Below are 17,899 nucleotides of genomic sequence, written 5' to 3' on the forward strand. Positions count from 1 at the left end.
CAATCATTTCTTTAATCTTTCGCAAAATAGCAAAGTCTCAATATCTCCTCAAGATTGAGCAAAACAAAACAGGACTTTTTTCTTTGGTCTAATTGCTATTCTCAGGTATGTAATGTATATGGACATCTTATTTTATACGTTTTTTTTCATCCTTCTTATGTGGATTTTAATTTCCATCGTGGTCTGGTCATATAAGACTGGAATTTCCCCCATGCCAACAGCACCGGCTGTTAATAAAACTCTTTTTGCAAATATTTCATTTCTTAATTTAACGGAAGGAAAGATTTACGAATTGGGAGCTGGCTGGGGAACTTTGGCTTTTCCTCTAGCACGGGAATATCCCTCTCACAAAATCATTGGCTATGAGATTTCTTTCTTCCCTTATGTGTATTGTTTGATCCGTCAGCATTTTAGCCATCTTCGTAACCTACAATTTTCAAGACAAAATTTTTTCCACCCCTCTTTAAAAGATGCGGCACTCGTGGTTTGCTACCTGTATCCAGGGGCTATGCGCAAATTAAAAGAAAAATTTGAAAAAGAATTAAGGCCAGGTTCTCATGTAATTAGTAATACGTTTGCAATTCCCGGATGGACTCCCTATGACACGTGGATTGCGAATGATCTCTATCAAACAAAAATCTACGTTTATCGCATTCCAGGTTCAATGCCTCTCAAAAAAACACTCGCTAAATAACGGGTCTTTTTTGAATCAGTACTTTTTTTGTTCCGTTACCTTCTCAAAAGAAGCAGGATCATTTTGATTTTGGATTGGAAATGTCGTGTTTGCCGCTTTTTGAAGCTCGTGCCAATGCCCATTTTCCATGAAACCTGGGATACTCCCATTCCAAAAGAAGTAAAAGCAAAAAAAGCCCCAAATGGGCAACAAGATATAACTCAGTAGCAACCAACGAGGTACCTTGGCATCCGCACTCGTTACACGTGGATCACCGTATTCTTCAATTTCGTGGCTTGTATCATGTGTCATGTCTTTCCTCACTTATTCCTACATCGTCTTTAATTTGCAGCATATGTAATTTTGCTTCTTCATCCATGTGTAGCTTCTTTGCTCTCCAAAGATATAAAAAAATAAATACGGCGCTTCCTCCAAAAAAAAAACGCATAGCATATCCCATGTAGGTGCCATAAGCGCCTACTCCATCGAAATACTTGTCAATGATAGCTAAAAGAACCAAAAAGTTGCCCATCATGGTAATCTCCTTAATCCTTCGATAATTTCAATAGTCTGAATCGGATCTTTCCCTGTCCACCAAGCTTGTGTAGGGGGTGTAATGCGGGTTCCCTTGGTCATTAAATATTGAAAAATAGCTTCAAAACGGTGATTAGGTACTCCCATACCCGCTTTTGAAGTTCCACGTGGGTCAAAATCAAAGAAATGCTGAAAAGAGGGCATAATGGAACCCTTACTTGCCGTCTTAGGTGACCAAAAATGGGACATATGCCAATCACGGCTGGGTTTTTTAATTCCTACACGAGACAGATCTGGTCCAATTCGACGGGTCCCCGGAAATGTGATGTATTGATAAATGTATTCATTTGCAGACGAGGGTGGGGCAGGAAACGAATCAGATCCATTCAAAACCACGTCTTGCACTAACGTTCGCGTTTGATCTGTATGACAATACCAACATCCTTCAGCCGCATAAATTTGTTCTCCTTCATGAATAAATTCCTGACGAGAGCGAAAACCTAACGCATGACCGCGTAATTCCTGAATATTTTTTATAGACTCGCCTTTTGGATCGTATTGCCACCCTTTCTCCTCTCCAAACGTATAGTAGGAAATGCGATATTCAATCGGATTGTGCACATAAATAACCCCTTCACTTTGGTGATAAGGCTGTTTGATAGATTCATCTAAAATCTTAAAATCTCGATCGACCCAATCTTGTAAAATACCTTGCAACGGAGCTAAAGCAAATGCTTCAGAAGTTCCTGGATCATACAATTCCAATAGGGTATAACGGGGTTTCGGAAGATCCTCTTTTTCCCAATCTGGATTTGCGTTCTCCCACGCTTTTTGCAACTCTATTTGTTTTGTTTGAGCGATTTCTACAGGATTATATTCCTTCCCAGACTGAGCCACAGGGATACGTAAAAGCAAGAGACGCGAAGTTAACTTGAGCGTATGATCATCAACAGTAGTGATATACTTTTGGAGCTCCTTGGGAGCAATGATCCGTACAGTTGGATCCTCTTTAAAGGCCAATAACATATGGTCACTTTTAAGATGAAATACCGTTTGGACTTCATTCGTCTTTAGAGGAGCACTGCTAATGTAAACATGAGGATCCATCACCTCATACATCTGCACTTGGTAATCACTCGTCGGATGCGTCCAGGTAGGGTCTACATACCGTGGAGCAAGAAGCGTGACAGCAACAGAACCCGCAAAGAGCAACAAAACACCAATAATCGTGACTACAAAAGATTTTTCGATGTTATAAAAAAAGTTATTCTGGCTCATGACTGTGCCGCCTCTTTTTCCATTGGAATGGTTTCTGTACTTTTCAAAACGATTGTATTGAATATGTTAATTGCAAACAAAATGTTCCCAATTAAGATGATAACGCCTCCAATCCCTCTCCAGATCCACCAAATGCGCATTTCGGCAATTGTTTCAAGAAAAGGAAGAATCGCTAATTTTTGGTGAAATTCAGCGTAAGTCGTTCCTTCCGCCCAGGTTGCCCACATCATCCCTTGAAGATACCCTCCGATCCATAAGGCTAAAAGAAAAGGAAGGCTGCCAAAAAGATTAAGAGAAAAATGCCAGTCAGCAAGAGCTTGAGACCATAAAGGCTTTTTGGTTAAGGCGGGAAGTGCTTGATAGATCCCTGCAATCGCAAAAAAGGTGAAAGTTGCGTAAAGAGAAATATGAGAATGTCCAATCACCCAATCCGTTTTCGAGGTGATTTCATTGATATTTCTCAATCCCATTAAAGGACCTTGAATGCAGGTAAGCAAATAGAAAATATTGCCCATCATGATGAAGCGAATCGGAACATTTTGTGAATACTTTTCCCAGTATCCACTTAGAGTTGCAAAAATATTCGTTACAACCGTCCAAACAGGTATAAAAAGCCAAATTGAAAAGATAATCGCCGTGGTTTGTAACCATTGTGAAATAGGTCCATGGATCATATGGTGAGCGCCCACCCAAGAGTAAACAAAAGCAAGCGACCAAAATCCAATCATAGAAAGGCGGTGACTATAAATCGGCACATTTGCAAGTTTAGGAAGCGCATAATAAGCCGTTGCTAATCCCATCGGAGTGAAAATAAGACCCACAAGATTGTGCACATAAAACCAACTGACATTAACTTTAGAAATCCCTCCCGGAACCCAATTGATAGCAAAAAAACCTGCAATCACAGTAAAAGCAGTCCAGAATAAATTGCCCATCACATACCAAAGAGAGACATACATCTTCTCATATTTGCGTGTAAAAATGGTCATGTACAAATTTAAGCTAAATAAAATCCATGCCAGTGCAAACATCACTTTCGTCGGAATCCAAGAGACATAAACTGGCAATTCAGCATATTCCCAGCCAAAATTTGTGCCCCATGGAAGAGAATAGGTTCCAATAATAAGGGAAGACCACCATAAAGCAATCGTGACATAAGCCAGCTTGCTGCTCCATAAAGGCACGCCACACAAGCGAGGGACAAAATAAAAGAATAAGCCTGCATTTGCAGAAAGCAGCCACAGTAACGTCACATGCCCTACGTGTACAGGACGAATTTTACCAAAATGTATGTATTCCCCGGCAAAGTAATCGGGAAAAATAAAACCATTAAAGGCGATAAACACACCAGTTAACATGCCAATGAGCATGAAAATAATCGCTGGATAAATGAGCCATTTGGCAGGTGTGTCATCAAAAGGAATGGCACTTGCTGAAGATGTGGAGGCTGTCATGTTTGCGTACTCTTCTCTGTTTTAGGAGCTTCGTTAGAAAAATGGATTGTTTTCAATTTTTCTTGAATGTCTTTGTAAATTTTTAGCTCTTGCTTTTGAGCTCTCAAAGCTTCTTCAAAAGCATTAATTAACTGATTTTTAATCTGGTTATATCCACTCAATTCCGCGTTGTAATGTTCCAATTGCTCAAAACGTTCTGGCGATCCTATTTTCCCCTCAATGACTCTTTTTTGCTTTTCTATATCTTCCATTTGATGAGAAATTTCTTTTAATAATTCCTGCTGGATCGCTTCTGCTTGCTTTGTTTTTTCTTCTGAATTTGCAAAAGAAAACGTGTGATCTGAAATGCGATATTCAGGGGTCAATAACCGAATCATTTGTAGATATTGTGCAAAAAATGGCTCTCCCACTTTCTTTAAAATCAATGTGGAGCCAAGATTTTTAAAAAGGGTCTCTTGGTCATTAATGATCAAATTAAAATGTTCGTAAAGATTATCTAAGCTTTTGATTTGATCAATCTTGTCCTGAGTTTCAAGTTGCTGTTTATAGAACTGTGCTGCTTTTTCTGCCCAAGTATTTTCTTCTGCCATTCCGCGATGCAATTGTCGACGATCTTTTTGTATACTTTCCAATTTTTGACGCAATTCTGAAAGTGCTAGTGACGGCTGTATGCGGGCTTGCTCAATGATCTCATTAGCTTTGGCAAATAATTCATAAGTGGTGGTTTTCAGTTTATCTCTTAATGTTTGTTCTTCTGTTAGTGACCGAATAAACATAACGAGTTGTAAGCGCTGGAGTGAAGACGTTTGATCTCCCCAGGGAGTCATAGACGTCCCAGGAACTCCATATTTAATCGAACGGAGCAATCGCAAATCATCCCGACTATGAATCCAATTCAAATTGGTTAACATACGTGGTTTAGCATCAACCATTGTCCCTGCCCGCAGTCCGGCACCATCCGCGTCTTTTCCGTGACAAACAGCACAATTTAATTCAAAAAACTGTCTTCCGGCTTCCACATTTTCCGGCGTATAGTATTCTTTTTTGATGTAGTAAGCATATTTCTCTGTGCCACCATACAGATTAGGAATTTCATTAAAAACATCTGTAACATCCATATTTGCTTTTTTTGTGATCATGGAACCGGGCTCTAGAGCAGCAAATAAACCTTCCCCTTTTTCGAATACCTGCTCAAAAAGAGCCGCATGTTCTGAGGGAGGAGGTTCTTTAGCCTTCAACTGAGACCCTTCTCGTTTCAATTCCTCTAATACATCTTTTGGCTCATAGCGCCATTTTGGAATGTCTTCCGTGCTTCTGATCACTTGACCACCTGGCAATGAGGAGAATAACCAATCCGTTAATTGAATGATTTCATTTTTAGTTAAGACTGGAACCCCATCCGAAGTGGATTTATCAGTTGCGACTTCTCCCCATGGTGGCATAGGTGTTCCATTCACACCATGTGTGATGGCGGCAATCACATTTTCTCTCGAGTAATTTCTCAAAAAGTCTGCATTGCGCAGATTCTTAGGGATCGGATAAATCCATTCGGAGACAGGTCCATTTCCTTGCAAATGGTCACCATGGCATTGTGCACAAAGCATGTCATAGGCAATTTGTGGATTAAATCCATGTTGATTCCATTCCCTGCGCGAAGCATCCCGGTTGCGGATGCCAAGCTTATCTAGCATGTAAGTCAAGGCATAGAACTTACTGTCATCAAACGGAATAACAGGCATAATCGATCTTGCCACATGTGCACTTGGTTGATGGAAGTGATCCATTAACCATTCATCAGATCGGTATACCCCCGACCAATTTGGACGTGGTCCCACTAATCGTCCTAAGCCATATTCTTGAACATAAGCCATTAAGACACGGTGAATCAGCTGTTGCCAATCCTCCATCTCTTTTTGTACTTTCTGTCGTGCCTCAGGAGACTGGGCATTTTGGATAATCTCTGCGAACGGATGATTTTTTGCCCGAGAAGCATACTTAAAGCTTGTATATAGGGATTCAATTGTGTTGGGAGATTTTTCCTCTATCTCCTCTAAAATTGAATTTTGACGCACATTTTCCACAATGCGTTGATTGATTTCATCCCGATGTTCTTCTAAAACTTTCGTTAATTGGCTTCCGGTGATCATTTCAGGAACAAGTTGCCTAAACCAATCCCGCTCTTTTTGAAGTTGTTCAAAGGTAACCAATTTGTCTTTCTCAATGGCAAAGCCCACATTGGAATCGAATCCTTTGAGACGGTGGCAGGCCGCACAGCCTTCTGTTGCAAAAACAGTCATGGCGTATTTTAGATTATGTACATTGGCTGGAGTGATCGGTTTTTCTAATGCTGTTTTTTTACCGCCTTCCCATTCTTGTACAGCAAGTTGATAAGCAGCACCCTTGCGAATTGCACTATCATCTCTTTGCGCGAGAAGAAAGGTCATCAAATCTCGTACTTCTTCATGGTCCATGCGGTAATTGGGCATTGTCGAAGTTTTTAAATCCGCTTGAGGCCACACAATGGATTCCTTTACAAACCAAGGATAGCTTTCCCCTTCGCGGGTTAATTCTGGACCAACACCCCCTCTTGACAGACCTGCAATGCGATGACAGGCATAACAGGCTTGCGAAACAAATAATTGTTCCCCGCGGTGGAAGTTATGGGTCAAAATATCCACATCTGTTATCAGGCCTAAAGCATCCCGACTATTTTGAGAAAAAGGAAGTTCTTGATTTTCAACATGCTTCTCTACCACATTTTCCAATTTGACAGCAGCCAGCTTTGTAAAAATGGATCCAGTAGAAACCTGCCCCTCTTCCTCCTGTAAAAATTGATTGAGAGTATCGAGGGAATCTGACGATTTAGAAATCTGCTCTTCCAATTTTTCTGAGATTGCTTGTGAGCCTACAATTTGAATAATTTGCTGCCGAAGATGATTTAAAACGCGTTCTTTTGCGACGGGTGTCTGGATGGCATTTGCTCCCCCAGCAATTTGAAGTAAGCTTTTGGTCTGCTCTCCAATCTTGGTCCGCTCAGCTTGAGAAATACGATAATCTTCTGCCTCTTTCTTTAAATCTTCCACAACCTTTGGTAAGCCATTTTCTTCAATGCTTTTACGAATGAGAAGCATGGATAAAAGGGCTTCTTTCTCTTTTTCATAGGAAGTCTTGAGTTCTGAAATGCGGGATTTAAATTGGTCGATCACCCGATTCGCATTTGAAGCGGCTGATTGCAATGAGGCGTCACTGGATTGATGACATTGCATACATTTGGCCTGCATCAACGCTCCAGGCAGAATAGGATCTGTTTGGAATAAAAGTCGATGACCGGGTTTTGCATTAAAAACGTGTGCAAACTCAGGATCATTTTTAGCATCAGGCTCAGTAAACTGGGGTTTTTCCCCTACATATTCAACTTCATAATCCCCATCAAAAACAGGACCATGCGCCGTTTCCGTTGTTAAACCTCTTCCGTTTCCCCCGTGGCATGAAGTGCAACCGTATTGCTCCATCGGATGGTACTCAAATGGACGTGTTTCTCGCCCAATAAGAGGATGCATGGTCAAGACTTTTGTCACATCAAAAACGTGCTCTCCAACCTGAGCCGTCTTTAAAGACTTTAGCTTCTCCGCTTGAGAAAGTCTTGCGTTGACTTCACCTTGATGCCCCTGTTCCGTGAGTTGCTGAATCACTTTAGTATCTGTTAATTCTGCAACCTTTTGATTTAATCTTCCCCATACATAATCTTCATTAGGTACTTTTACTGGAAAGCCTTGTTCATCAACTAGAATATTTCCATTAAAATCTTTGGCAATTTTGGTGGGAGAAAAGTGATTAAATTTCATGGTCACGTGGCATGAAATGCACCGATCAATTTTAGCGGGGCCTTTATCACTTCGCTCCATCACAATTTGCTGAATCCCCTTATTAAAAGCCGGGGGAGGAGACCCACTGTAAGTAGATCGAAAGTCTTCTAAAGCCACATAATCATTTTGATAGATCTTGTATTCTGGAAAAATTTCACGATAGAAAAAAACCCCAAATAAAGCAGTCACCACCACACCAAGGAAAATAAGGGCGATTTGGTATAAGTCAGAACGCATTCCTAAATACTCCTTGCATCAGTGTCTCGCAAAATTTTCTGTCCATGGCCAAACCCATCCCCAGTTAGCTCCTCGAAAATAAGTCCCTACAATGATTAAAAGACCTTGAAACGTCATAAATGCCGTATAGAGGAATATGGCTAAATAACGACTACGATGGAACCACACACCTTGACCTTGAGGATTTCTGTCCAAATAAGGAATGGCCATTAACCCCAAAATGATTGCCGTTGGCACACCTACACCACCCCAAAAAGCATCATATGCCACCATTTCTTGAAGACCCAAAAAGTACCAAGGAGCTTTAGAAGGGTTCGGAGGTTTGGTGGGATTGGCCGGTTCTTCCAAAGGCGCGTCGATAAACGAAAGACATAAAACAAGGGCCGTTGTTAACAAAAATGCCACCAACTCAGCTCTCAGCAAATGAGGCCAGGTGAATACAAACTGGTAAGGCCCTTTATCAACAGTGGGACATGTGCCTCTCACCAATTCCATCAGACCATATGTGCGTTTGACACCAGGAGCAAAAGACTCTTTCGTATCCGATCTCTGCACAACGCGCAATGGGTCAGGAATAATCCGATCTGGAGGCCTGGAAAGTCCACCGTCCTTACGGATGCGCCAAAAATGCACGCCAATTAATGTGCCAGCTAATAAAGGTAAAAAAGCGACATGCAAAACATAAAAGCGAATTAAAGCATCTTGTCCAACATTCGTGGAGGCTAGAAGCATCACCCGATTGATATTGTGTTCAAATCCTGGAATATTAGGGACATATCCCGCAATGTTGGAACCCACCGTAATCGCCCAAAAGGCAAGCTGATCCCAAGGAAGCAAATACCCGGTAAAAGATAAGAGCAGGGTCAATACCATCAAAATGACTCCAATCACCCAATTAAAGCGTCTTGTTCCTTTATAGGATCCCGTGTAAAAAACCCTGGACATATGCAAGAAAACAAACAAAACCATCAAGTGAGCACTCCAACGGTGCATGTTACGATACATCATGGCAAAAGGGGTTGTGTCTTGCCAATCTTTCATGATGTCGTATGCACGATCTTCTGCGGGGATGTAATAAAACATCAAAACAACCCCTGTAAAAACTAAAAGAAGAAACAAGCTCATCGTGATTACGCCTAAACCCAAGGTATAAAAAGGATCAAGCGAGTGCTTGTGACATTTGACAGGGTGGAAATGCAAAAAGAAATTCTTAAAGACAATTTCGGAGCGGTCAACATCATTATTTGGATAGTTATGTCTGAAAATGGATCGCACAAACAAAGCAGGCAGATTAAGAAGATATTCTCCCCACGTTTCTCGAGGTCTTCCCTGGAAAACTTCCATATTTATTCAATCTCCAAAATAATCATATTTATACAGTAGGGGTAAACCATGCTTTTGACCAATCAAGGGTTGTTTTCGATTTATCCACCATGATCTCTCCAGAGGCGCCCAAAAAAACAAGAAAATACACTAATGGCAAAGGAGCAGGTCCGCCTGTATTTCTTCCATATTGATCATATGTTGAGCCATGGCAAGGACAGGCATATCCCGTTTCAACTAAATTGACCGTACAGCCCAAATGTGTACATACAGCCGTCTGAACACGAACTTTTCCCGACTGTGTTTCGACAAACACTTTTTGCTTTGGATCGAATACTTTGGCATCTTTGGAAAGCACCTCTTCAGGACGCCCTAGAGAAAAAATGCTAGGAGGAACCTTCATCGCATTCGGATATAAAAATCCTAAAAAAGAAGCACCCACCATTTGCCCAACACCGATCAAACACGCTCCGACTCCCATTAATGCAAGAAAAGAACGACGCGAAATTAAAGGATCCTTATCATCTGGATCTACATTTAAAGAATTACGATATTTTGGCATTGCCTTTACTCCTCATCACGAAACATCTGGTATTTGACATCTTCCGGATCTTCAAATTGACCTTTTTTTAAATAATATAAGTACACGCATATCCCTCCTACAGCAAGCAAAAGGGTTAAAATGAGATCCCAAAACATCTTATCCAATCCACCTGAAAGAATAATTCATCGCATCCATGGTTACAGCCTGGGTTGGACACTTCTCTGCACATAACCCACATCGAATACACAAATCTTCATCTTTTAACATAGCTGTTCCCATGATCGAAAGTTCTGAAGGGCTCATGCTGGCCGAGTCGACCCCATAGAAATTATCCACAGCTTTACGCAAATCCCCTTCTCCCAGATCCAAGTTTAACTTGCTAATCGGAACCTGCTTTAAACAATTACAAGGACAAACATCGACACATCCATTGCATTTGATGCATAATGTTCCATCAAAAACAGGGCTTACATGACACTGTAAACAACGATTTGATTGCTGATGAGCTTCTTCATCTGTATAGTTGTTTTCCACCATATTGAGATTATTTACACGTACACTTGGGGGCTGCATGGATGGCAAAGCCCATTTTGTTCGGAGGTAAGTTTTATCCCGCATAGGAGGTAATTCAGTAAATTCGCCCACAAATTCTTGATAGGGATGGGCATTTTGAAGATCCTCATCAATGGCTCGTGCCGCTTCTTGACCATGTCTAATAGCCGTAATAAAGAGAGCAGCTCCAAAAGCAGCGTCACCTCCCGCATAAATGCCCTTAACAGAAGTTCGACAAGTTCCTCTTTCCGCAGCAATAACCCCACGGTCTAACTTGAGTGCATCTTTTTTATCCCAACCATTAAATAGACTCATATCCATCCCCTGCCCAATGGCCAAAGCAATTGAATCGCATTCAATCACAAATTGAGAATCAGGAACAAATTTTGGAGCAAAACGTCCAGTGTGATCAAATAGATAGTAAATAGGTTGAACACGTAGACCTGTGATCCGATTCTGTGCATCTCTTTCAACAGCAATAGGGGCTAATCGATTGATGATTTTGATGCCCTCTTCAAGGCCATCTTCTATTTCAAACTCATCCGCGGTTTGTTCATCGCGTGCTTCTAAACAGACCATAGTGACCTGCTTAGCCCCGTTTCGACGAGATGTTCGGGCAACGTCAAAGGCAACGTTTCCACCTCCCACAACGACCATGCGCTCACCAATTTTCCATTCTTGATCCGCACAGCGCACGCGTAAATATTCAATTCCACGAATCACATCTGGTTGATCAGCTCCTGGGATCGGTAAATCACGCGACTTCCACAATCCAATGCCAATAAAGACGGCATCATATTTGGCTTGAAGTTCAGTCATTGTGATGTCACGTCCAACTTTCATGTTGTAGTGTATTTTGGCTCCCAGATACTCAATAGCAAAGCATTCATTAATCGCAATTTCATTTTTTAAACGGTAGGAAGGCACACCATAAGTTAACATTCCCCCAGGCATGCGCATCATTTCGTAAACATCAACCGCATAGCCTAAGCGTAATAAATCGTGTGCAGCTGTTAGAGAAGCCACTCCCGCACCTATACAAGCAACTTTTAATCCGTTTGGAACAGGCTTAGTTGATCCTCGGGCATAACTCATTTCAAGAGATTTAATATGAGCTTCTTTATCTAATCCGAACCATTCGTCCAGATAACGTTTTTGCGCACGAATGGTGAGAGTTTTATCGACACGATCTCGACGGCATGAGGTTTCACAAGGTGCCCCACAAATCATACCACAAATTGAAGCAAAGGGATTTGGCCCTCTGGCTATTTTGTAGCCTTCCATAAGATTTCCCGCATGCAAAGCCATCATATAACCGCGCGGATCCGTATTGACAGGACATCCATCCCGACAATCGATTTGTCGCAAGTAATAATCCAAATCTGGAATTACTGTCTCATAGATTTCTTGATATGCATTTATTGTGTCTTCTTCAAACACGCTACCCATCCCTTGTCAAAAAAAGAAAACCCTCAACCACATGTCAGCGGGTAAAGTGGCACTTTAGCAAGATAACGCTTTTTTTGAAATAAATAATCTCTTATGCCCTGCATATGACACATTAAAAATGTTGTCAGAAGAGGATATTGCTAAAACTAATTTGAGGGAAGAATGGAAAGTAAAAATTAAGCAAATAAAATTTAACACATTCTTAAAGAAAGTCTTTATGTATATTAAAAATATTAAACGTATTTTTGTTTATTTACATTTAATCTATCTACTAAACTTCCATTTAGTGATAAAAATTTAATTCATTTTAGTTCCGAAGAGGAATTCTTTTTACTAGAAAATAATAACCGTCATCCTGATCAAATTTGTTACAAAACTTTCCACATTCTGCTTTCACATTGAAGCTAAAACAGGCTTTTTATCAACGGTTGAATATTAGTTTGGTGAATCCTTGATGCTTAGCCAAATCAATGAGACCAAACGTCTCGCCATAAATCTTTACAAAATCAGGATATTTGAGAAAGACTACACGCAGGGAGGCGAGATAATGAATTATTTGATTGCTTTGAGTTACCAGTCTCAGCAGATTGATATCCAGGAAAATACTGGATTATATAAGAGATACGCTCATATGAGCAATCTCTAAAACGCCATTTGTAGCGGATAATACCCAAATACAATTTGCAGCTATTCCCTCAGAAAATGGATAAACAGATGATAAATTAACTAGACACCTCTCGTTAGAGAGGTGTCTTAATATTAATTACCATAGCCATTAGAAGAGTTATAAGGAACATCGTCTGATGGCTCGACCACTACAGGGGCAGGGTTTGATTCATCCACAAACACGCCGTGACGATTATTATTCCACTCACCCTCATGTCCATAACCATGTCTAAATTCATTGCCATGTCCTTCATCATGAAATCTTTGACCATTTTCATGGTGATTCATTTCGTGATGCTGACCTTCGTGATGGCCGCCACCTTCATGCTCACCTCCTCTAGCCAGAAGTGTAGATTGAGTAGAAAAGGCTAGAGATGAACAAGAAAGAGCAAACAAGGATAGAAACAAAAACTTACGAGGAAACATAACGCACCTCCTTAGTGGAATGTGATATGTTTTATTATAATATTTTTTGAATTAAATAAACGAACTTCTTTCGATAAGGAGTTTTTTTTAAATATCACTCCCCTCTAATTCAACTAATTCCTCATGATAATATTGTCGTTCATCTAATTCCCCTTCCTGCTTCGCCACGTAAATCGCACAAACTGCATCACCCAAAATATTTAATACCGTGGAACCCATCTCACGAATACGGTCAATACCTGCTAAAATAGCTAATCCTTCAATTGGCAAACCAATCGAGGTAAAGACAACTGTCAGCATAATAAACCCTGAACCAGGGATGCCGGCAGCTCCAATAGCGGAAAGAGTTGCCGTTACCGTAAGAGTAATCAAGCTCTGCCAGTCCAGTTCGATCCCGTAAGCATGCGCAATAAAAACAGCAGCCATGCCTTGAAAAATTGCAGCGCCATTCATATTAACCGTTGATCCAAGAGGGAGCACAAAATTCGAGATATTTTTGGAAACCCCCAGGTTTTCTTGCACGCAATGCATCGAAACAGGAAGTGTAGCGGAACTGCTGGAAGTTGAAAAAGCAACCATAATCGCGTCACTCATTCCTTTGAAAAAAGGTAAGGGACTAAGCTTTGCCATAAACCATAAAATTGAGCAGAATACCACAAGACAATGCACAATCGCAGCTGTGTAATAAGCGAGTAAGAATTTAATGAGAGGGATAAGCACAGCAATCCCAAAAGATCCTGCGACAGAAGCCATAATAGCAAACACCCCAATCGGAGAAAATTCCATCACAATAGAAGTCATCCGATACATCACATCTGCCAAAGATTCCATAAATTCAAGAAGAGGTTTCCCTTTTTCTCCAGCAAAATTAATCGAAATGCCTAGAAAAAGAGCAAATACAATGATTTGCAATACATTTCCTTCCACTAAAGATTTTATGGGATTATTAGGAACAATGGACAACAAAATTTCGCTTAAACTAGGAGGTGTTTGAAGAACAATTTCGGTCGATTGCTTTAAATTCAGACCTTCTCCTACCTGAAAAATCTGAGAAAACAAAAGTCCCATCACGATGGCCGCCATCGTCGTAAATGCAAATACCATCAAGGACTTTAATCCTACACGCCCCAACTTTTTTGGATCATGGATACTGGTAATTCCCACTGTCATCGATGCAAGCACAAGCAACATAATAATCATGTTGATGAGGCTTAGAAAAACACCTCCAATAGGCTTGAGAATCTCAGCCTGAGGGCCCCATATCAGTCCTGTTGCCACACCTAGAGCAAGGGCTATTAAAATTTTTAACCATAGCTTCATTAGTATCTCCTCAAGATCTGCCAAGCGTTGCTTTATATGCGATTCTGTAGTTCACTCTTCACTTTCGCAATAAAAGCATTCCACTCAAAAACTCCCTGTACAATTTGAAGTTGGATTTGCACCCACACGACAGGAAGGCAAAGTTTCTGCGGATCAACAAGCTTTACTTGATCTTTTTCTGTACAAACTAAAAAATTAGCTCCGCAGTTTTTGCATAATTTAGCAAATTTATTTAATTCTTGCGTCTCAAAATCTAAATGATCTCTTTCAAAATGGGAGGCAACGACTTCTGCCCCCAGCTCTTTCAGCGTTTGAAGAAAGTAGTCGGGGTGTGCAATGGCACAAAAAACGCCGATTTTTACTCCTTTCAAATTAATAGGGGCATGATCAATCAATGACCATACGCCACAAACATTGGCTCGCGTCGCTATAATTGGTGAAGACGAATAAACAGCAATTTGCTTTTTAAGCCTATCATATTCTGCATCTGAATAAACATGGTTTAGTATAATTATGTCTGCACGCGCAAGAGATTTTAAGCTTTCTCGCAAAAAACCTCGCGGCAAGTAGTAGCCTCCTCCGAAAGGATTAGCTCCATCCATTACCACCACTTCAAAGTCGCGAGCAAGACGACGGTGCTGCATCCCATCATCCAATAAGAGAAGCTGCCCCCCTGTCTTCGCAGCTAAAACCGCCCCTTTCCGTCTATCTCTTCCCACCACAATCACAACATCAGGCAAATTTTTTGCCAGCATATAAGGCTCATCTCCGCAGAAATTAGCGGGAAGAATAGGACCTTGTCCATCCCCATGACTAAGAATAACGGGTGAAGATAAACGTTCTGCCTGCGAACGGTATCCACGGGATAGAATGACGGCATGATAAGCTTCGGAAAATTCTTGCGCTAGTATTAAAGTCAAAGGCGTTTTGCCTGTTCCCCCCGCCACAATATTTCCAATGCTCATCACAACAGGCACAGGAGGGTTGTATTGACGGAATAATCCCTGATCATACCCCCAGTTTCGCAAAAAGACAATCGCCTGATAAACACAGCTTAAAATCCACAAGGCTCCCTTAATCAAAGAAGGAAAGAATCCTTTGCGCTGATCTGTGATCACATGAATAATGTAAGTTTCTATAAAGGCAAACATTCCTTCTCTTCCATCTTTTTAAATAAGAAAAATGGCAGCCCGCTTCGAATTATGTCAAAAAAAACATGATGATGAACAGGAAAAAGAAGCAGGATATAACAATTATACTTCAGCTGTCGCTAAGCAGTTGCATTCATGTTGAGATGATGGAGAAACAGAAAACAGTGTTTCTTCAATCATTTCAATTAAAATGTGAATAATCGCCATGTGGGCTTCTTGAATACGATCAGAAGTTTTAAAACCTTGAATGATAATTTCAAAGTCTGCAAATCCTTTTAGCTGTCCTCCATCTTTGCCGAGAAAAGCGACTGTTTTGAGTCCTCGCATTTTCGCCGCTTCAAAAGCACGGATGATGTTTTTGGAATTCCCACTGGTTGTTAAACCCACAAACACATCGCCAGCTTGACCATAAGCCTCAACACTCCGAGAAAAAATGGATTCAAATCCAACATCATTTCCCGTGCAAGTAATATGGGCAGAATCAGAAAGAGCAATGGCTGGAAGAGCGGGTCTTGATTGTCTAAAATAGCCTGTCAGTTCTTCGGCAAAATGCATGGCATCACAAAGGCTTCCACCATTACCGGCAATCAACACTTTCTGACCATTTTGAAAGGCAGAGGCAAGCGTAAGAGCTACATTTTCAATAAACATATGAACTTCAGGATTGTCAAGTTGTGCAATTACAGCCGTACACTCTCGCAGAGAATGCGCAATCAACTTTTTCATGATAGACTCCTTATCTTATCCTGTTGCGTTTATTGAAAAGCAACAACAATTACTACCTCATTAGTTTACGTTATTCGGTTCATTCTATAGATATCTTAAAAAAATGGAAAGGTAAAAAAAAGACTATTGGTAATTTCACAAATCCCCTAAAAGTTTGTGTAAATAAACTACAACGGATATTTTTATAAACAAAAAAGCTTTTTCATCACCCATTTGCTTTAATGCTAATATAATGTTATAATTAGTTAATTTTTTTATAAAAAGAAGAGTTTCATGCCTCCTGAAAATTTTATTGCTTTTGTCAACCAATCCAATGCACCTCTTGATTCCCTTTATCAAAAAGAGGACCATTTTCAAATGCATCAAGGGAAAGGATATAAAAAATTATCTGAGAACAAAATCATCGGTCTCGTTTCTGCATATCTTAAGCTCAATCCCTCTCCTTCTAACCTCTCTTACGAAACCGTAAAAAATATTTTGACCTCTATTTCACAGCCTCAACCAAAAAACACAACCCATAAAATCATTTTGTATGTAAAAGAGTTCTTTTCTAAAATTAAAAATTTTTTATTGTTCAGAGGATTTCACACTTCCCACTTCATTGCACAAAAAAGGGCTCAAAATTTACTTCACCACCTGTCTATTCCTGCTGCAAGAGTGGATAAAAAAGAGAAGAAAAAACAAGATTACAATTTATGGAATAAAACGTTAATCACCCATTACCATTGCCTAGTCAAACAACAGTACTCTGGGGATGCTCTCTTTACTTGGAGTCGCTATTCCGATGGCAATATTAGACCCAGTACACTCGGATTGACTCAAATTGCAAACCTATTAAAAGCAAGGCATCATTTTGAAGATCATCTTTTGCATGTGTGCCCCTCTCTTCAAAACCTCTCACAAAAACTCAAAGCTCTTGAGAAATTAGAAGGAGACCAGCGGATCGCATTTATTGTGCCAACACACTCATCTTTGTGGGGTCATGATCAAACTAATGTCGTTCCGAAACGCACCGAGACATCCGGTCAGCACATTATTGCCGTTGTTGCAGAAAAAATAGGAAATGCATTGCATATTGCCCTTTTAGATCCCATGATTCGACTTGGAAACGAGACCATTACGCCCTCTCGTATTGGCTTAGAGAAGGAGACTGATTTTTCAGAACAAGAGCTCATTTTAAGCCATATTTTAACTGCTGAATTGAATCCCGATACAACAACACTCTATTACTCTGGTGTGTTGAGAGAAAAATCAAATGGTTGTTGGGTTTTCGCTCTAAAAGATGCGGTTAATTTTTTAAAACACCCGTATTTTTTTACAGAGGTTGGAAAAAATTCCCCGACCAGCCAAACAATTGGTAAATTAACATTAAAAAAAATAGAAACTCTACCCGCTGATTTTATGAAGGTCGCTCAATTTTCTCCATCCGATTTTGAAGCCTACCTGCGTTTGCATCCAGAGCAAGACACACCAAAATTTAGAAAAAAAATTGCAAAGCATCAGATTGGAAATCAAAACTGGCGAGTTGGTCGCGCGACAGTAAAATGGATGAAAGTTTTGACCGCACATTCCGATACCCAACGTTCCTAATCCAGTTGGTTGATTCTGAAGAAAATTTAGCAACCCTCCCTGAAAGGCTTTCGATATAAGAGGATGTTCTGTTAGGATAAATATAATATCTTAGCAACAACTTTCCCATT

15 protein-coding genes are annotated in these 17,899 nt (G+C 40.4%); 2 read left to right on the plus strand and 13 right to left on the minus strand.

What is annotated here, in order from left to right; translation table 11 throughout:
- The first annotated feature begins 211 nt into the window (after positions 1-211).
- Positions 212-694 (plus strand): class I SAM-dependent methyltransferase, encoded by a 483-nt coding sequence (locus tag AB7E63_RS03395; RefSeq protein WP_006342126.1) that lies wholly within the window; start codon positions 212-214, stop codon positions 692-694.
- 15 nt (positions 695-709) lie between these two features.
- On the opposite strand, the gene AB7E63_RS03400 is transcribed toward AB7E63_RS03395, so the two are convergent.
- The 13 genes from AB7E63_RS03400 to AB7E63_RS03460 all read right to left on the minus strand — a co-directional run bounded on the left by AB7E63_RS03400 (position 710) and on the right by AB7E63_RS03460 (position 16,202).
- Positions 710-985 (minus strand): hypothetical protein, encoded by a 276-nt coding sequence (locus tag AB7E63_RS03400; RefSeq protein WP_013925695.1) that lies wholly within the window; start codon positions 983-985, stop codon positions 710-712.
- The gene (locus tag AB7E63_RS03405; protein WP_013925696.1) at positions 975-1,208 is read right to left on the minus strand and encodes a hypothetical protein; all 234 of its coding nucleotides are present in this window, start codon (positions 1,206-1,208) and stop codon (positions 975-977) included. The genes AB7E63_RS03400 and AB7E63_RS03405 overlap by 11 nt, the downstream gene beginning before the upstream one ends.
- The gene (locus AB7E63_RS03410) at positions 1,205-2,485 is read right to left on the minus strand and encodes a cbb3-type cytochrome c oxidase subunit II (protein ID WP_006342129.1); all 1,281 of its coding nucleotides are present in this window, start codon (positions 2,483-2,485) and stop codon (positions 1,205-1,207) included. Before AB7E63_RS03410 ends, AB7E63_RS03405 begins: the two co-directional genes overlap by 4 nt.
- The gene (locus tag AB7E63_RS03415) at positions 2,482-3,939 is read right to left on the minus strand and encodes a cbb3-type cytochrome c oxidase subunit I (RefSeq protein WP_006342130.1); all 1,458 of its coding nucleotides are present in this window, start codon (positions 3,937-3,939) and stop codon (positions 2,482-2,484) included. The genes AB7E63_RS03410 and AB7E63_RS03415 overlap by 4 nt, the downstream gene beginning before the upstream one ends.
- Positions 3,936-8,042, minus strand: a complete 4,107-nt coding sequence (locus tag AB7E63_RS03420) for a c-type cytochrome (protein ID WP_006342131.1) — start codon at positions 8,040-8,042, stop codon at positions 3,936-3,938. The genes AB7E63_RS03415 and AB7E63_RS03420 overlap by 4 nt, the downstream gene beginning before the upstream one ends.
- Before the next feature lie 18 nt (positions 8,043-8,060).
- Complete coding sequence (locus AB7E63_RS03425) at positions 8,061-9,386, minus strand: cytochrome b N-terminal domain-containing protein (RefSeq protein WP_006342132.1); 1,326 nt, start codon at positions 9,384-9,386, stop codon at positions 8,061-8,063.
- Positions 9,387-9,414: 28 nt separating this feature from the next.
- Positions 9,415-9,927 (minus strand): ubiquinol-cytochrome c reductase iron-sulfur subunit, encoded by a 513-nt coding sequence (locus AB7E63_RS03430; protein WP_006342133.1) that lies wholly within the window; start codon positions 9,925-9,927, stop codon positions 9,415-9,417.
- A 5-nt stretch (positions 9,928-9,932) separates the two neighbouring features.
- The gene (locus tag AB7E63_RS03435; RefSeq protein ID WP_006342134.1) at positions 9,933-10,064 is read right to left on the minus strand and encodes a cbb3-type cytochrome oxidase assembly protein; all 132 of its coding nucleotides are present in this window, start codon (positions 10,062-10,064) and stop codon (positions 9,933-9,935) included.
- 1 nt (position 10,065) lies between these two features.
- The gene (locus AB7E63_RS03440) at positions 10,066-11,901 is read right to left on the minus strand and encodes an FAD-dependent oxidoreductase (protein WP_006342135.1); all 1,836 of its coding nucleotides are present in this window, start codon (positions 11,899-11,901) and stop codon (positions 10,066-10,068) included.
- Positions 11,902-12,669: 768 nt separating this feature from the next.
- Positions 12,670-13,002 carry a hypothetical protein gene (locus AB7E63_RS03445; protein WP_006340429.1) on the minus strand — a complete coding sequence of 111 codons (333 nt, stop codon included), beginning with the start codon at positions 13,000-13,002 and terminating at the stop codon, positions 12,670-12,672.
- 87 nt (positions 13,003-13,089) lie between these two features.
- On the minus strand, positions 13,090-14,322 hold the full coding sequence (locus AB7E63_RS03450; RefSeq protein WP_006340430.1) for a dicarboxylate/amino acid:cation symporter: 1,233 nt from the start codon (positions 14,320-14,322) through the stop codon (positions 13,090-13,092).
- A 32-nt stretch (positions 14,323-14,354) separates the two neighbouring features.
- Positions 14,355-15,473 carry a tetraacyldisaccharide 4'-kinase gene (lpxK, locus tag AB7E63_RS03455; RefSeq protein WP_006340431.1) on the minus strand — a complete coding sequence of 373 codons (1,119 nt, stop codon included), beginning with the start codon at positions 15,471-15,473 and terminating at the stop codon, positions 14,355-14,357.
- Positions 15,474-15,575: 102 nt separating this feature from the next.
- Positions 15,576-16,202: a D-sedoheptulose-7-phosphate isomerase gene (locus tag AB7E63_RS03460; RefSeq protein ID WP_408633527.1), complete on the minus strand. Its 627-nt coding sequence runs from the start codon at positions 16,200-16,202 to the stop codon at positions 15,576-15,578.
- Between the two features lie 270 nt (positions 16,203-16,472).
- On the opposite strand from AB7E63_RS03460, the gene AB7E63_RS03465 reads away from it, so the two are divergent.
- The gene (locus AB7E63_RS03465) at positions 16,473-17,789 is read left to right on the plus strand and encodes a hypothetical protein (protein WP_284452757.1); all 1,317 of its coding nucleotides are present in this window, start codon (positions 16,473-16,475) and stop codon (positions 17,787-17,789) included.
- Positions 17,790-17,899 lie beyond the last annotated feature (110 nt).

It is taken from the genome of Parachlamydia sp. (genome assembly GCF_050255895.1).
Lineage (GTDB): Bacteria > Chlamydiota > Chlamydiia > Chlamydiales > Parachlamydiaceae > Parachlamydia > Parachlamydia acanthamoebae.

Excerpts from the sequence above, each read along its gene's own strand:
- AB7E63_RS03430 (WP_006342133.1), bottom strand. The coding sequence starts at position 9,927 with ATGCCAAAATATCGTAATTCTTTAAATGTAGATCCAGATGATAAGGAT.
- AB7E63_RS03395 (WP_006342126.1), top strand. The coding sequence starts at position 212 with ATGCCAACAGCACCGGCTGTTAATAAAACTCTTTTTGCAAATATTTCA.
- AB7E63_RS03445 (WP_006340429.1), bottom strand. The coding sequence starts at position 13,002 with ATGTTTCCTCGTAAGTTTTTGTTTCTATCCTTGTTTGCTCTTTCTTGT.
- AB7E63_RS03400 (WP_013925695.1), bottom strand. The coding sequence starts at position 985 with ATGACACATGATACAAGCCACGAAATTGAAGAATACGGTGATCCACGT.
- AB7E63_RS03415 (WP_006342130.1), bottom strand. The coding sequence starts at position 3,939 with ATGACAGCCTCCACATCTTCAGCAAGTGCCATTCCTTTTGATGACACA.
- AB7E63_RS03435 (WP_006342134.1), bottom strand. The coding sequence starts at position 10,064 with ATGTTTTGGGATCTCATTTTAACCCTTTTGCTTGCTGTAGGAGGGATA.
- lpxK (WP_006340431.1), bottom strand. The coding sequence starts at position 15,473 with ATGTTTGCCTTTATAGAAACTTACATTATTCATGTGATCACAGATCAG.
- AB7E63_RS03405 (WP_013925696.1), bottom strand. The coding sequence starts at position 1,208 with ATGATGGGCAACTTTTTGGTTCTTTTAGCTATCATTGACAAGTATTTC.
- AB7E63_RS03450 (WP_006340430.1), bottom strand. The coding sequence starts at position 14,322 with ATGAAGCTATGGTTAAAAATTTTAATAGCCCTTGCTCTAGGTGTGGCA.
- AB7E63_RS03410 (WP_006342129.1), bottom strand. The coding sequence starts at position 2,485 with ATGAGCCAGAATAACTTTTTTTATAACATCGAAAAATCTTTTGTAGTC.
- AB7E63_RS03420 (WP_006342131.1), bottom strand. The coding sequence starts at position 8,042 with ATGCGTTCTGACTTATACCAAATCGCCCTTATTTTCCTTGGTGTGGTG.
- AB7E63_RS03465 (WP_284452757.1), top strand. The coding sequence starts at position 16,473 with ATGCCTCCTGAAAATTTTATTGCTTTTGTCAACCAATCCAATGCACCT.
- AB7E63_RS03425 (WP_006342132.1), bottom strand. The coding sequence starts at position 9,386 with ATGGAAGTTTTCCAGGGAAGACCTCGAGAAACGTGGGGAGAATATCTT.